Below are 15,531 nucleotides of genomic sequence, written 5' to 3' on the forward strand. Positions count from 1 at the left end.
CACGAGCTTCCTGTAACCCGCCTGTGACCCGTCTGTGACCGGCGTGGCGGCCGGTATGCCTTCCCTGCCTGACCCCCCCCCCCCCGCAACAATCGAGGTGTTCGATGAAGACATGGCGTGTTGCATTTCTCACGGCAGCATCGATGGTGGCCTCGCTGGCGGCATCTTCCGGCGGCGCCTCGGCCGCGCCGTTGCAGTTCAAGCACATCGAAGGCAAGAACCACCAGACGCGCAAATACACGTGCGCGACCGGCAAGATCCTGCAGGTTACCTACTGGAACGCGCAGAACGGCCAAAGCTTCGCCGTGCTGCCGGTGAAAGGCACCTCGATGCTGTTCGTCAACACGGTCTCGGCGTCCGGCGTGAAGTACCAGGCCGGCAGCTATACGTGGTGGACCAAGGGACCGCGCGCCAATCTTTATGACCTGACGAGCGGCGAGAACGCGCCGCCGATTCTCTCCGACTGCGTAACGGTGATTCGCTGATTCATTGATCGGCGCACACCTGCACGTCATGCGACGTGCTTCATCCTCTGCCGCCGCCTGCTTCCTCTCGCGCCCGGCTTCCTGCCGCTCGCGCGCATCGTTTCCATTCGAGTAGTAAGCTGTCCAGCATGGTGTTCGCCATGCCGTTTGCCATGCCGCGCGCGCGATGCGGTGTTTCGCGCGCAGCCGTCGTTGTCGTCTTCGATTGTCCGTCCCTCGAGTCATCAAGCGAGACCCTCAATGAAAGCATCGGACCTGTTCGTCAAATCGCTGGAAGCCGAAGGTGTCGAGTATGTGTTCGGCATTCCCGGTGAAGAAAATCTCGATCTGCTCGAGTCGCTGCGCCGCTCGAAAATCCGTCTGATCCTCACGCGCCACGAGCAGGCGGCCGGCTTCATGGCTGCCACCTACGGGCGGCTCACCGGCCGCACGGGAGTATGTCTGGCGACGCTCGGCCCCGGCGCGACCAACTTCGTGACTGCGGCCGCCTACGCGCAACTGGGCGGCATGCCGATGCTGATGGTCACCGGCCAGAAGCCGATCAAGTCGAGCAAGCAGGGGCACTTCCAGATCGTCGACGTGGTGCGGATGATGGAGCCGCTCACCAAGTACACGCGGCAGATCGTGTCGATCGGCAATATTCCGGCGGCGGTGCGCGAGGCGGTGCGCCGCGCCGAGGAGGAGCGCCCGGGCGCCGCGCACCTCGAATTGCCCGAGGACGTCGCGCACGAGGAGGGCGACGGCAAGCCGATTCCGAAGAGCTACAGCCGCCGTCCGGTCGCCGAGGAGAAGGCGGTCGCGCGCGCGGTCGAGGCGATCACCGCCGCGAAGCATCCGCTCCTGATGATCGGCGCGGGCGGCAACCGCAAGACCACGACGAAGATGCTGCGCGAGTTCGTCGATCAGATCGGCATTCCGTTCTTCACGACGCAGATGGGCAAGGGCGTGATCGACGAATCGCATCCGATGTGGCTCGGCAACGCGACGCTCTCCGACGGTGACTTCGTGCATCGCGCGATCGAGCACGCGGATTGCATCATCAACGTCGGTCACGACGTGATCGAAAAGCCGCCGTTTTTCATGCGCAGCGGCGAGGCGGGCGAGAAGACCGTGATCCACGTGAACTTCCTCGGCGCCGAAGTCGATCCGGTGTATTTCCCGCAGATCGAAGTGGTCGGCGACATCGCGAATGCGGTGTGGCAGCTGAAGGAGAGCCTGAAGACGCGTCAGGAGCATTGGGACTTCACGCGCTTCAAGGAGATCAAGGAGCACTTCGAGGCGCATCTGGTGAAGGGCCAGCACGACGACCGCTTCCCGATGTACCCGGTGCGGATCGTCAACGACGTGTACGAGACCACGCCGGTCGACGGCATCGTGTGTCTGGATAACGGCATGTACAAGATCTGGTTCGCGCGCTACTACCGCGCGCACGAGCCGAATTCGCTGTTGCTCGACAACGCGCTGGCGTCGATGGGTGCGGGGCTGCCGTCGGCGATCGCGAGCAAGATCGTGCATCCGGAGCGCAAAGTGATCGCCGTGTGCGGCGATGGCGGCTTCATGATGAACTCGCAGGAGCTCGAAACGGCGGTGCGGCTGAAGCTCGACCTGGTGATCCTGATCCTGCGCGACGACGCGTTCGGCATGATCCGCTGGAAGCAGGAGAACATGAACTTCCCGGACTACGGCATGACGCTTGCGAACCCGGATTTCGTCGCCTACGCGCAGAGCTATGGTGCTCAGGGGCATCGGGTCGAGGCCGCCGAACAGTTCGCGCCGCTGTTGCGCGAGTGCTTCGTGACGCCCGGCGTGCACGTGATCGACGTGCCGATCGACTATTCGGACAACGAGCGCGTGCTCAATCGCGAGATCAAGCGGCTGTCCGCGCGGCTTTGAGCCTCTGTGCATCGAGCTTTGATTCGATTCAAGGAGAACGCGACATGTTGCAGAAAACCTATCCGTACTACCTCGCGAATGAGCCGGTGGCCGCCAACACCGATCTCGAAGTCACCGACAAATTCAGTGGCGAAGTCGCCACCCGCGTCGCGATGGCCGACGCGGCCGCGATCGACAAGGCGATCGGCCTCGCGGTCGATGCGATGCCGGCGCTGCGCGCCTACCCGCCGTTCAAGCGCCAGGCGGTACTCGAACACTGCGTGAAGCGCTTTCGCGAGCGCTACGACGAGCTCGCGCTCGCGCTGTGCATCGAGGCGGGCAAGCCGATCAACGATTCGAAGGGCGAGGTCACGCGCCTGATCGATACGTTCAAAGTCGCCGCCGAGGAGAGCGTGCGAATCGACGGCGAGATCATCAATCTGCAGATTTCGCCGCGCGCGAACGGTTACCACGCGTACGTGAAGCGCGTGCCGATCGGGCCGTGCTCGTTCATCTCGCCGTTCAATTTTCCGTTGAACCTCACTGCGCACAAGGTCGCGCCGGCGATCGCGGCGGGCGTGCCGTTCGTGCTGAAGCCGGCGAGCCGCACGCCGGTCGGTGCGCTGATCATGGGCGAAATTCTTGCGGAAACCGATCTGCCGAAGGGCGCGTTTTCGATTTTGCCCGCGCACCGCGACGGCGCCGACCTGTTTACGACCGACGAGCGCTTCAAGCTGCTGTCGTTCACCGGGTCGCCGGCGGTCGGCTGGGAGCTGAAACGCAAAGCCGGCAAGAAGAAGGTGATTCTGGAACTGGGCGGCAACGCGGCGGCGATCGTCGACGGCGATCAGGGCGGCAAGCTCGATTACGTGGTCGAGCGGCTCGCGTTCGGCGCGTTCTATCAGTCGGGGCAGAGCTGCATCGGCGTGCAGCGGATTCTTGCGCACGCGAGCGTCTACGATGCGCTGCGCGAGAAGCTGATCGCGAAGACGAAGTCGCTGGTGATGGGCGATCCGAAGAACGAGAAGACCTTCGTCGGGCCGATGATCTCCGAATCGGAGGCGAAGCGGCTCGCCGGCTGGATGGACGGGGCGGTGCAGGCGGGCGCGCAGATCGTCGCGGGGGGCAAGGTCGACGGCGCGATGTTCGAGGCGACGCTGCTCGAAGGCGTGAAGCGCGACACCGATCTGTATCGCAAGGAGGCGTTCGGGCCGGTCGCGATCCTCGAGCGCTTCAACGATTTCGAGGCAGCGCTCGCGCAGGTCAACGACAGCGACTTCGGCCTGCAGGCCGGCGTGTTCACCGATTCGCTCGCGCATGCGCATCGCGCCTGGGATGCGCTCGAAGTGGGCGGCGTCGTGATCAACGACGTGCCGTCGTTCCGCGTCGACAACATGCCGTATGGCGGCGTCAAGGATTCGGGGCTGGGGCGCGAGGGCGTGCGCTACGCGATCGAGGATATGACCGAGCTGCGGCTGATGGTGATGCGCGAGACGTGGTGAGCAGTCGCTCTGACGCGGGCAGGGCGCCCGCGGGACGGCTGACGAACGCCGCGCGCCGCCAGCCCAGGCGCCGGGCTGTCATGCCACTGTCGTCTGTGCGCACTACGCTGCGACCGAAGCAACGGCCGCGAGCGGCCGGCCAGCCGGCCGTCGCGAGCGTTTTTGCTGAAGTGCTACAATGCTGGGCTTTCGGCGGGTGTTTCCGCCAACCGGAGCCGGCCGCATTAACCGAACTCAGACGGGTCTCGCGCGGAACGACGTGGCTCCGCCTTCATCCTGATGCCCTCCGCGGCCCCGACCGCTGCCGCGCGCATCCGCGCCACGCGCCTTTTTAGCGAAAGCCACCATGTCCGACACAGCCGTCACGCCCAGCACCGAGACTTTTGATCAATTCGGCCTCGCGCCCGACATCCTGAAGGCCATCAAGGAATCGGGCTACACGTCGCCCACGCCGATCCAGGCGAAGGCGATCCCGGTCGTGCTGGCGGGCCGTGACGTGATGGGCGCCGCGCAGACTGGTACCGGCAAGACCGCGAGCTTCTCGCTGCCGATCATCCAGCGTCTGCTGCCGCAAGCCAATACGAGCGCGTCGCCGGCTCGCCATCCGGTGCGCGCGCTGATCCTCACGCCGACCCGCGAACTCGCCGACCAGGTGGCCGCGAACGTGCAGGCCTACGCGAAGCACACGGCGCTGCGCAGCGCGGTCGTGTTCGGCGGCGTCGATATGAATCCGCAGTCCGACCAACTGCGCCGCGGCGTCGAAATCCTGATCGCGACGCCGGGCCGTCTGCTCGATCACGTGCAGCAGAAAACCGCCAACCTGGGCCAGGTGCAGATGCTCGTGCTCGACGAAGCCGACCGCATGCTCGACATGGGCTTCCTGCCCGACCTGCAGCGCATCCTGAACCTGCTGCCGAAAGAGCGCCAAACGCTGCTCTTCTCCGCGACGTTCTCGGGCGAAATCAAGAAGCTCGCCGCGACCTATCTGCGCAACCCGCAGACCATCGAAGTCGCGCGCAGCAACTCGACCGCGACCAATGTCACGCAGGTTGTGTACGAAGTGGCCGAGGGCGACAAGACCGGCGCGGTCGTGCAACTGATCCGCGAGCGCGGGCTGAAGCAGGTGATCGTGTTCTGCAACAGCAAGATCGGCGCAAGCCGGCTCGCGCGCAGCCTCGAACGCGACGGCGTGGTCGCGACCGCGATTCACGGCGACCGCTCGCAAAGCGAGCGCATGCAGGCGCTCGACGCGTTCAAGCGCGGCGAGGTCGAGGCGCTGGTCGCGACCGATGTCGCCGCGCGCGGTCTCGATATCGCCGAACTGCCGGCGGTGATCAACTTCGACCTGCCGTTCAACGCCGAAGACTATGTGCACCGGATCGGCCGGACGGGCCGCGCGGGCGCATCGGGCGACGCGCTGTCGCTGTGCAGCCCGAACGAGCGCAAGCAACTGGCCGACATCGAGAAGCTGATCAAGCGTCCGCTCGACTTGCAGCGCCTGACCGTCGAGGCGCCGGTGCGCCATCATCACGATGATCGTTCGCTGCGCCGTGAGCGCAGTGAATCGCGCGACGAGCGCAGCCGCCGTCGCACGGGCGGGGCATCGGGTTCGTATGACCGTCCGCATCATCATCGCGCGCAACCGATCGACGATTTCTTCCTGAAGCCGTACGAGCCGTCGCCGGCATCGGTGCACAAGGTCGAGGAGACGGCCGCGCCGCAGAAGGCAGCGCCGAAGCGGCAACTGGCCGCGTTGCTCGGTGGCTTCGGAATGCCGAGGAAGACGCCTTCGTCGTCGTAAGACGGGCTGTCGGGTTCGGAGCTCGGGGTGCAACGCCCCGAGCGTAAAGCGGTGGAGCCGCACGTTCCGATGTTTCGGAAAGCGCAGCAGACTCCACGCATGCGCATCATCTGGATGGGCGAATGTTCATCCGTTTTGCCCAGGCCGCGGTCGCGGCGCTGTAGAACTGCTCGAGCGTCGCGGGCGGCTCGCTTCCCAGTTCGAGTCCCAGATGCCGTGCCGCCGCGCCTAATGCTTCGAGCGGCTTGTCGCTATCGAGCGCGGTCGCGCCGGTCTGTTTGCTCAGCTTCTCGCCGTGCTCGTTCGTGACGACCGGCACATGCAGATATTCGGGCGTCGCCACGCCTAGACAACGTTGCAGATAAATCTGCCGCGCCGTCGAATCCATCAGATCCGCGCCGCGCACGATGTGCGTAATGCCCGCGTCCGCATCGTCCACCACGACCGCCAGCTGATACGCCCATTGATCGTCCGCGCGGCGCAGCACGAAATCGCCGACCTCGGTCGCGAGGTTTTGCGTCTGCGGACCCTGCCAGCGGTCGTCGAACGTGATCACGGCCGAGTCGCCGTCGGGCACACGCAGGCGCCACGCGCGCGCCCGCTTGCCGTGCAGACCGGTGCGGCAGGTGCCGGGGTAGGCGAGCGTGGTGTTGCGCGCGTGCGCGTGCAATAGCGAATCGGCGATTTCCTTGCGCGTGCAGCCGCACGGATAGACGAGACCGATCGATTTCAACCGCTCCAGCGCCTGCTGATAGTGCGCGATGCGCTGGCTTTGCCAGAGCGGCGTTTCGTCGGCGCGCATGCCGAAGCGCTCGAGGGTCGCGAGGATGTCCTCGGCGGCACCGGGCACCGTGCGCGGTCCGTCGATATCTTCGACGCGCACGAGCCACGCGCCGCGCTGCGCGCGCGCGTCGAGCCAGCTCGCGAGCGCGCTGACCAGCGAACCAAAATGCAGCGGGCCGGTGGGCGACGGTGCGAAGCGTCCGCGATAGGTCATGGTGTGGGGACGTCAGGCGAGACGCCCACGCCGCGATGCACCCCTGCTGCCATTACGCGGCGCACACGGCCTTGCTGTCCGGATGGCATGCCGGACAGGTCTTGCCCGCGACGTACATCGGCGATTGCTGTTGCTCGGGCGTGACCACCGCGCGGCAGCCGAAGCATTGCGCGGTCGCGGTCGGTTCGAGTTGCGGATTCAGCGCGGTGCGATAGTCGAACACGAAGCAGTCGCCGTGATAATGCGCGCCGCCCACTTCCTCGAAGTATTTGAGGATGCCGCCTTCGAGCTGGTACACGTTCTCGATGCCGACGTCTTTCATATGGATCGCGGCCTTCTCGCAGCGGATGCCGCCCGTGCAGAACGACACCACCGTCTTGCCTTCGAGATCGGCGCGGTTGTTCTCGATCACCTCGGGGAATTCGCTGAACTTCGTGATGCGATAGTCGAGCGCATTGTCGAACGTGCCGACGTCGACTTCGAACGCGTTGCGCGTGTCGAGCATCACGACCGGACGGCCTTCGTCGTCGTGACCGCGGTCGAGCCAGGTCTTCAGCGTGGGTGCGTCGACGAACGGTGCGCGGCCGAGCTCGGGGCGGATCGCCGGCTTTTTCATCGTGATGATTTCGCGCTTGAGCTTGACCAGCATGCGCGTGAACGGCTGCTTGTCCGACAGGCTTTCCTTGAACTGCAGATTCGCGAACTTGCCTTCGAACAGCGCGTCGTGGCGGATGTAGTCGATGAACGCGTCGGTGTTCTCGCGCGTGCCGGCGATGAACAGGTTGATGCCTTCCGGCGCGAGCAGGATAGTGCCGCGCAGGCCGAGCGCATTGCAGCGTTCGGTGACGAATGGGCGCCAGGCGGCGGTGTCTTCGATGGTTGCGAATTGATACGCGGCGAGATTGACGATACTCATGTGTGTTTGCGGTAAAGATGGCCGGCGTGGCAAAGGGCGGCGGGCCGTGCCGCCGCTGTTGCGCCCCCGATAAGACCCGGAGTTTGGCGCGCGGTTTCGCGCGCGTTTGCCGCGCATTTGCCAGTTCAATGGCCAGGCCGAAACAGGCGAAACCTCTATTATCCCTCAACCGGGGATTCTCCCCGGCCTGGCCGAGTGGCTAACGGGTTGCGCTAGCGCAAACGACCCTCTCGCCGACCTCGTCCTGGCCGGATGGCCAACGCGCCGTTTAGAACTGAAATCTGCGGAAGGGTGGGGTTACAATGTCGCCCATGTCAGATCCCCGCTTCGTCCATCTCCGCGTTCACTCCGAATTCTCGATCGCCGACGGCATCGTGCGTCTCGACGACATCGTCGCGGCGGCGGCCAAAGACGGTCAGGGCGCGCTTGCGCTCACCGACCTCGGCAACGCGTTCGGCCTCGTCCGTTTCTACAAGGAAGCGCGTGGCAAAGGAGTCAAACCCATTGCCGGCTGCGACGTCTGGATCACCAATCCGGACGACCGCGACAAGCCTTCCCGTCTGCTGCTGCTGGTCAAGGACCGCCGCGGTTACCTCAACCTTTGCGAATTGCTCAGCAAGGCCTCGCTGACGAACCAGTATCGCGGCCGCGCGGAAATCGAAGCCGGCTGGCTCGAAACCGGTTTGGGCGAAGGGCTGCTCGCGCTGTCGGGCGCGCAGCAGGGCGACATCGGTCTTGCGTTGGCGGCGGGCAATGAAGAGGCGGCAAAGCGCAATGCACGGCATTGGGCGAAGGTGTTTCCGGGCGGCTTTTATATCGAGCTGCAGCGCTACGGTCAGCCTGGCGGCGAGCAGTACGTGCAGCAGGCGGTCGCGCTCGCGGCATCGCTGAAACTGCCGGTCGTCGCGACGCACCCGATGCAGTTCATGACGCCGGACGACTTCACCGCGCACGAAGCGCGCGTGTGTATTTCCGAAGGCGATATTCTCGCGAATCCGCGTCGCCAGAAGCGCTTCACGTCCGAGCAGTATTTCCGCACGCAACAGGAAATGGCCACGCTGTTCGCGGACATTCCTTCGGCGCTCGCGAACACGGTGCAGATCGCCAAGCGCTGCAATCTGAAGCTCGAACTCGGCAAGCCGAAGCTGCCGCTCTTTCCGACGCCCGACGGCATGTCGCTCGACGACTACCTGGTGCAGCTGTCGAAGGAGGGCCTCGAAAAGCGGCTCGAACAGCTGTATCCGGACGAGGCCGAGCGCGAAGCGCAACGCCCGACCTACTACCAGCGCCTCGAATTCGAGTGCGGCACGATCATCAAGATGGGCTTTCCGGGCTACTTCCTGATCGTTGCAGACTTCATCAACTGGGCAAAGAACAACGGCGTGCCGGTCGGTCCTGGCCGCGGTTCGGGCGCGGGTTCGCTGGTCGCCTATGCGCTCGGTGTGACCGATCTCGATCCGCTGCGCTACAACCTGCTGTTCGAACGTTTCCTGAATCCGGAGCGGGTGTCGATGCCCGACTTCGATATCGACTTCTGCCAGCACGGCCGCGATCGTGTGATCCAGTACGTGAAGGAAAAGTACGGCGCGAACGCGGTGTCGCAGATCGCGACGTTCGGCACGATGGCGGCAAAGGCGGCCGTGCGCGACATCGGCCGCGTGCTCGATCTCGGCTACATGTTCACGGACGGCGTCGCGAAGCTGATCCCGTTCAAGCCGGGCAAGCACGTGACCATCGCCGACGCGATGAAGGAAGAGCCGCTATTGCAGGAGCGCTTCGACAACGAAGACGAAGTGCACCAGCTGCTCGAACTCGCGCAGCGCGTAGAGGGCTTGACGCGTAACGTCGGTATGCACGCGGGCGGCGTGCTGATCGCGCCCGGCAAGCTGACCGATTTCTGCCCGCTCTATACGCAGGGCGACGACAGCGGCGTCGTCAGCCAGTACGACAAGGACGACGTCGAGGCGGTCGGCCTCGTGAAGTTCGACTTTCTGGGCCTGACCACGCTGACCATTCTGGATTGGGCCGAGCGCTACATCCGCCGCCTCGATCCGTCGAAGCAGGACTGGTCGCTCGGCCAGGTGCCGCTCGACGACCCCGCGTCGTTCTCGATCCTGAAGAAAGCGAACACGGTCGCCGTGTTCCAGCTGGAAAGCCGCGGCATGCAGGGCATGCTGAAGGACGCGCAGCCCGATCGCTTCGAGGACATCATCGCGCTCGTCGCGTTGTACCGCCCGGGTCCGATGGACCTAATCCCGAGCTTCTGCGCACGTAAGCACGGCCGCGAGGTGGTGGAATATCCGGACCCGCGCGTCGAACCTGTTCTGAAAGAGACCTACGGCATCATGGTCTACCAGGAGCAGGTGATGCAGATGGCGCAGATCATCGGCGGTTACTCGCTGGGCGGCGCCGACCTGCTGCGTCGCGCGATGGGTAAGAAAAAGCCCGAGGAGATGGCCCAGCACCGCGAGATTTTCGCGGAAGGCGCGGCCAGGAACGGCCTCACACGCGAGAAGTCCGACGAAATCTTCGACCTGATGGAGAAGTTCGCGGGCTACGGCTTCAACAAGTCGCACGCGGCTGCGTATGCGCTGCTCGCCTACTACACCGCGTGGCTGAAGGCGCACCATCCGGCCGAATTCATGGCGGCCAACATGTCGCTCGCGATGGACGACACGGACAAGGTCAAGATCCTGTTCGAAGACTGCCTCGCGAACAAGATGGCCGTGCTGCCGCCGGACGTGAACCTGTCGGCGTATCGCTTCGAGCCGGTCGCCGAGGCCGACGGCAAGCGCTCGCGCACGATCCGTTATGGTCTCGGCGCAATCAAGGGCAGCGGCCAGAACGCGATCGAAGAAATCCTGCGCGCGCGCGAGGACGGCCGCTTCATCGACATCTTCGATTTCTGCAATCGCGTCGATCGGCGCATCGTCAATCGACGCACGATCGAAGCACTGATTCGCGCCGGCGCGTTCGACACGCTGCATGCGAACCGCGCGCAGCTGATCGCATCGGTGTCGCTCGCGATGGAAGCGGCCGAGCAGGCGGCGGCCAATGCGCTGCAGGCGGGTCTGTTCGACATGGGCGACGCGCCGTCGCAAGGCCACGAACTCGTCGACGAACCCGAATGGCCGGAAAAGCGCAAGCTGCAGGAAGAAAAGGCCGCGCTCGGTTTCTACCTGTCGGGCCATCTGTTCGATGCATACAAGGACGAAGTGCGCCGGTTCGTGCGCCAGAAGATCGGCGAGCTGAAGGAAGGGCGCGACAAGCTGGTTGCGGGCGTGATCGTGTCGCTGCGCACGCAGATGACCCAGCGCGGCAAGATGCTGATCGCGCTGCTCGACGACGGCACCGGCCAGTGCGAAGTGACGGTCTTCAACGAGGTCTTCGAAGAACACAAGCAGCTGTTCAAGGAAGACGAGCTGCTGATCGTGCAGGGCCAGGCGCGTAACGACGCGTTCACGGGCGGCATCCGCTTCACCGTCGAAACGGTGATGGATCTCGGCCGCGCGCGCTGCCGCTACGCGGACTCGCTGAAGGTGCAGATGAACGGCAACGCTGACGCGCAGGCATTGCGCCGGGTGCTCGAAGCGCACACCGCCGGCAAGGACGAGCCGGCCGGGGCAGCCGCGTCGGCGGCCGCCACTCGTGGCAACGGCGGTGGCAACGGCGGCGGCAATGGCGGCGGCCGTGGCGGCTTCGGCGGCGATGGCGGTCGTCAGCGTCAGGCGGTGCAGATTCCGAATGGACTCGCGGTGCAGGTGGTTTATCGCAGCGAGCATGCGCAAGGCGAAATGCGTCTGGGCGACGCGTGGCGCGTGAAGCCGACCGACGAACTGCTCGCCGCGCTGCGCGGCGAGTTTGCGGGAAGCTCGATCGAGATCGTGTATTGAGCGAGGTAGGCGGTGTGGATCGGCCGGTGCCGCGTGTACCGGCTAATCAGAGCTCAGCTTATCGCCCGCCCGTTTTTTCCAGCCGCGCCAGCTTCAGAAACCGGTAGTACACCGTCTCCGCATTGAACAGCGCGATCATCAGCCCGGCGCGGCCATCCAGAAAACCGCGCCGCAGCAGATAAGTCCGTACGAACGCCCACAGGCCGCGCCCGATCGCAAGGCGAATGCTGCCTTTCTGCCCGGCCTCGTAACGCTGCCGCGCTCCGGCCGTTGAATACGCGTCGAGCTTGCGCAGCATGCCCTCGAAGTCCTCGTACGAGTAGTGCATCAGCTTGCCGGTCAGGCGTTGCGCGGGCGTATCGAACACGAGGCGCTCGTGCACGAGATCGTCGGAGAAACGCGCGGTGCCGCGTTTGAAAAGGCGCGGAATCCAGTCCGGATACCAGCCGCTGTGATGGACCCATTGGCCGCAGAAGCTCGACAGACGGTCCACCGCGTAGACGTCGGCGGCGGGCGCGGCGAGCGTCGCGCGAATCGATGCGGCAAGTTCCGGCGTGACGATTTCGTCGGCGTCGAGCGACAGGACCCAGTTGGTGGTCAGTGCATCGACCGCACGGTTCTTTTGCGGGCCGAAGCCCGGCCAGTCCGTTTGCTCGATGACACGCGCGCCGTGCGCGCGGGCGATGTCCGCGGTGCCGTCGGTGCTGCCGCCGTCGATCACGACGATCTGGTCGGCGAAGGCCACGGCCTGCAGGCATTCGGCGAGCCGCGCCGCCGCGTTCCGGGTGATGATGGCAACGCCAAGAGTGGTTTCTTGCATACCTGAGTTGCGTGGAGGACGAAGTGACGGAGCGGGGCCCCGCGACCCGGCAATCGAGCAGCGAGTATACACATCCCATCCGGCCCTGCACCACAGCGTGTATCGGCCAAGGTGTTGCGTGCATGCCGTCGCGCGTCGAGCGCCGGCCGTCATCTGCAACCGATTACAATGCTCTTTTTTGATATTCCACGCGGCCACCCAACCCTGCGCCGCGTGCTCGCCGTTCCGCATTTCCAGAGGATTCCTTGAGCGCGAAGCCAACGTTAAGCAAACCCATGGGTTCAGGCGATGCGTCGTCGCCGGCCGTCGTCCTGCGGCGCCTGTGGCCATTCATCAAGCCGCTGCTGTGGGTCGTGCTCGGCGCGATCGTCGCGATGGCAGTGAGCGCCGGCACCGACGCCGCCATTCCCGCGCTGCTCAAGCCACTGCTCGACAAGGGCTTCGGCTCGCACGCGGTCGACAAGACCAAGTGGCTCGTGCCGATCGCGGTGATCGGCCTCGCGCTGATTCGCGGCGTGTCGCAGTATGCGTCCGGCTATCTGCTCGCGTACGTGTCGAACAAGATCCTGCTCGAGCTGCGTCTGAAGATGTTCGACCGGATGATCCACACGAGCGTCGCGTTCTTCCAGCGCGAAACCGCGAGCACGGTGATCAACGCGATCGTCTTCGAGGTCAACCAGATTCTGAACGTGCTGCTGAGCGTGATGGTCACGCTCGTGCGCGACTCGCTGACGGTGATCTTTCTGCTCGGCTATCTGTTCTATCTGAACTGGCGCCTGACGTTGATCGTCGCGGTGCTGCTGCCGGGCATCGGCTGGCTGGTCGGCAAGATCAATCGCCGGCTGCGGCGCCTGAACCGCGAGCATCAGCTGCTCACCAACGAGCTGTCGTACATCGTCGAGGAGACGGTGGGCGGCTACAAGGTCGTCAAGGTGCATAACGGCGAGCAGTACGAGATGGACCGCTTCAACTCGATGAGCCGGCGCCTGCGCGGCTACGCGATGCGCATGACGGTATCCGGCGGCCTCGCGCAGCCGTTGACGCAGTTCCTCGCGTCGATCGCGCTCGCGGTCGTGATCACGATCGCGGTGGTGCAGTCGTCATCGGATCAGACGACGGTCGGCGGCTTCGTCGCGTTCGTCACGTCGATGCTGCTGATCATCTCGCCGCTCAAGCATCTGATGGACGTGAACCAGCCGTTGCAGCGTGGTATGACCGCGGCCGAGCTGATCTTCGGTCTGATCGACGAGCCGGCCGAGCCGAAGGGCGGCGGCAGGCCCCTTGCCCGCGCGCGCGGCGAGGTCGAGTTCCGCGACGTGTCGTTCAACTACGGCACCAGCTCCACGCACAACCGTCACACGCTCGACCAGGTGTCGTTCAAGGTCGCCCCGGGCGAGATGGTCGCGCTTGCGGGTCCGTCGGGCAGCGGCAAGACCACACTCGTGAACCTGCTGCCGCGCTTCTTCGATCCGACCGGCGGCGCGATTCTGGTCGACGGCGTCGCGCTGCCCGAGTACGACCTGCACGCGCTGCGCAGCCAGATCGCGATGGTGAGCCAGGACGTCGTGCTGTTCAACGACACGATCGCGCACAACGTCGCGTACGGTCAGGAGGTCGATGCGGAGAAGGTCAAGGCGGCGTTGCGTGCGGCGAACCTGTGGGACACCGTGCAGGCGATGCCGCAGGGCATCGAGACGCTCGTCGGCGACAACGGCATGATGCTGTCGGGCGGCCAGCGCCAGCGTCTCGCGATCGCGCGCGCGATCTACAAGGACGCGCCGATCCTGATTCTCGACGAAGCGACGTCGGCGCTCGATTCCGAATCCGAGCGCCACGTGCAGGCGGCGCTCGAAACGCTGATGAAGGGCCGCACGACGCTCGTGATCGCGCACCGGCTGTCGACCATCGAGCGCGCCGACCGCATCCTCGTGATGGAAGCGGGCCGGATCGTCGAGCGTGGCAGCCATCGCGAGCTGCTCGAGCACGACGGCCTGTACGCGCATCTGCATCGGATCCAGTTCCAGCAAAGCCCGGTTTGATCCGGCACATTGCGGCCCCAACCGCTCATTCGCCTATCCGGCCCATTATCTGGGCCGGTGTTGCGTTTAAGTCTCAATTTATTGCGCTTTTTCGGCGCTCATCGCATGCTGGCGGGCAATCACGGTCCGCCTGGCGGAAATCGACTGCCTATGTTTGACGACGATCCGAGCAAGCCGCTCGTCTCCATCGCGCTCGCGACGTACAACGGCCGCACTTATCTGCCCGAGCTGCTGGCTTCGCTCGAAGCGCAGAGCTGGCCGCATCTCGAAGTCGTGGTATCCGACGACGCATCCTGCGACGGCACCCGCGAACTGCTCGCGTCGTATAGGGGACGCGTGCCGGTGCGGCTCGTCGGCGATGGCACGCGGGCGGGCATCGTCGGCAATTTCGAGCGTGCGCTCGCCGGCTGCCGCGGCGACTACATTGCGCTTGCCGACCAGGACGACGTCTGGGCGCCCGAGAAAGTCGCCGATCTGATGCGGGAGGTGCGGCGCGCGGAAAGCGCGGGCGACGGCGCCGCCACGCCGGCGCTCGCGTTCTGCGACATCGAGCTCGTCGACTCGACGCTGTGCCGTCTGTCGCGCTCGCTGTTCGATATCACCGCGAAATCGCGCTGCGCGACGCGCTTGCGCGATTTTTTGCTGAGCAACCATGTGCCCGGCTGCGCGATGCTCGTCAACCGCGCGGCGCTCGATCGCGCACTGCCGTTCCCGCCCGGCATCGTGATGCACGACTGGTGGCTCGCGATGGTGGTTGCGTCGTTCGGCGAGATTCGCCACGTCGCGGCGCCGCATCTGAAGTATCGGCAGCATGACGGCAACGCGGTCGGCGCGAGCGCGACCAACGAGCGCGCGGTGCGTGACGAATGCGGCGCCGAGGCGGCACGGCGGCGCGGCGCGAGCCGGCGGCGGCAGATCGAAGCCATCGCGGATCAGGTGCGGGTGTTCACGCGCCGCTTCGGCGCCGAGCTGCCCGTCCATGCGCGTCACGACATGTACGCGTTTTCGCGTGGTGTCGCGAGTTGGCGCGGCGCGTTCGAGTTCGTGATGATCAGTCACACCGGCGAGACCTTCGTGCGCTCGGTGAAGATGCTGCGGCGCTTGCGCGCGAGTGTGCTGAGCTTCGGCGTCGAACTGCGAAGGCCGAGTCTCGCGCGACGCTTGCGGCAGCGGCGGGGCGCGTCGCGCCGAGTTTCGTGAGCCGCG

Annotated in this window: 10 protein-coding genes; 7 read left to right on the plus strand and 3 right to left on the minus strand. The window is 65.2% G+C overall.

All coding sequences use genetic code 11. From position 1 onward, the window contains the following. Positions 1-104 precede the first annotated feature (104 nt). The 4 genes from AB3X96_RS14995 to AB3X96_RS15010 all read left to right on the plus strand — a co-directional run bounded on the left by AB3X96_RS14995 (position 105) and on the right by AB3X96_RS15010 (position 5,660). Positions 105-485: an MliC family protein gene (locus AB3X96_RS14995; RefSeq protein ID WP_176380776.1), complete on the plus strand. Its 381-nt coding sequence runs from the start codon at positions 105-107 to the stop codon at positions 483-485. A 240-nt stretch (positions 486-725) separates the two neighbouring features. Continuing rightward, positions 726-2,378: an acetolactate synthase large subunit gene (locus AB3X96_RS15000; protein ID WP_176109187.1), complete on the plus strand. Its 1,653-nt coding sequence runs from the start codon at positions 726-728 to the stop codon at positions 2,376-2,378. Between the two features lie 44 nt (positions 2,379-2,422). Next, a complete protein-coding gene (locus AB3X96_RS15005; RefSeq protein ID WP_368590332.1) occupies positions 2,423-3,859 on the plus strand; it encodes an aldehyde dehydrogenase family protein in 1,437 nt (478 codons plus the stop codon). A 346-nt stretch (positions 3,860-4,205) separates the two neighbouring features. Further along, positions 4,206-5,660 (plus strand): DEAD/DEAH box helicase, encoded by a 1,455-nt coding sequence (locus AB3X96_RS15010; RefSeq protein WP_176121260.1) that lies wholly within the window; start codon positions 4,206-4,208, stop codon positions 5,658-5,660. A gap of 106 nt (positions 5,661-5,766) precedes the next feature. Here AB3X96_RS15010 and gluQRS read toward each other — a convergent pair whose 3' ends face one another. Both gluQRS and AB3X96_RS15020 read right to left on the minus strand, forming a co-directional pair. After that, positions 5,767-6,657, minus strand: coding sequence for a tRNA glutamyl-Q(34) synthetase GluQRS (gene gluQRS / locus AB3X96_RS15015; protein ID WP_368590333.1), 891 nt, complete (start codon positions 6,655-6,657; stop codon positions 5,767-5,769). A gap of 52 nt (positions 6,658-6,709) precedes the next feature. After that, positions 6,710-7,573, minus strand: a complete 864-nt coding sequence (locus AB3X96_RS15020; RefSeq protein WP_368590334.1) for a sulfurtransferase — start codon at positions 7,571-7,573, stop codon at positions 6,710-6,712. 302 nt (positions 7,574-7,875) lie between these two features. Between AB3X96_RS15020 and dnaE the strand changes: the two genes are divergently transcribed. Then, complete coding sequence (gene dnaE, locus AB3X96_RS15025; RefSeq protein ID WP_368590335.1) at positions 7,876-11,466, plus strand: DNA polymerase III subunit alpha; 3,591 nt, start codon at positions 7,876-7,878, stop codon at positions 11,464-11,466. A gap of 58 nt (positions 11,467-11,524) precedes the next feature. On the opposite strand, the gene AB3X96_RS15030 is transcribed toward dnaE, so the two are convergent. After that, complete coding sequence (locus AB3X96_RS15030; RefSeq protein ID WP_368590336.1) at positions 11,525-12,286, minus strand: glycosyltransferase family 2 protein; 762 nt, start codon at positions 12,284-12,286, stop codon at positions 11,525-11,527. Positions 12,287-12,531: 245 nt separating this feature from the next. Here AB3X96_RS15030 and msbA point away from each other — a divergent pair, with 245 nt between their 5' ends. Beyond that, positions 12,532-14,325, plus strand: a complete 1,794-nt coding sequence (gene msbA, locus AB3X96_RS15035; protein WP_176109180.1) for a lipid A export permease/ATP-binding protein MsbA — start codon at positions 12,532-12,534, stop codon at positions 14,323-14,325. 150 nt (positions 14,326-14,475) lie between these two features. Further along, positions 14,476-15,525 (plus strand): glycosyltransferase family 2 protein, encoded by a 1,050-nt coding sequence (locus tag AB3X96_RS15040; RefSeq protein WP_368590337.1) that lies wholly within the window; start codon positions 14,476-14,478, stop codon positions 15,523-15,525. The last annotated feature ends 6 nt before the right edge of the window (positions 15,526-15,531 follow it).

It is taken from the genome of Paraburkholderia sp. BR13439, from assembly GCF_040948805.1.
In the GTDB taxonomy this organism is placed as follows: domain Bacteria; phylum Pseudomonadota; class Gammaproteobacteria; order Burkholderiales; family Burkholderiaceae; genus Paraburkholderia; species Paraburkholderia youngii.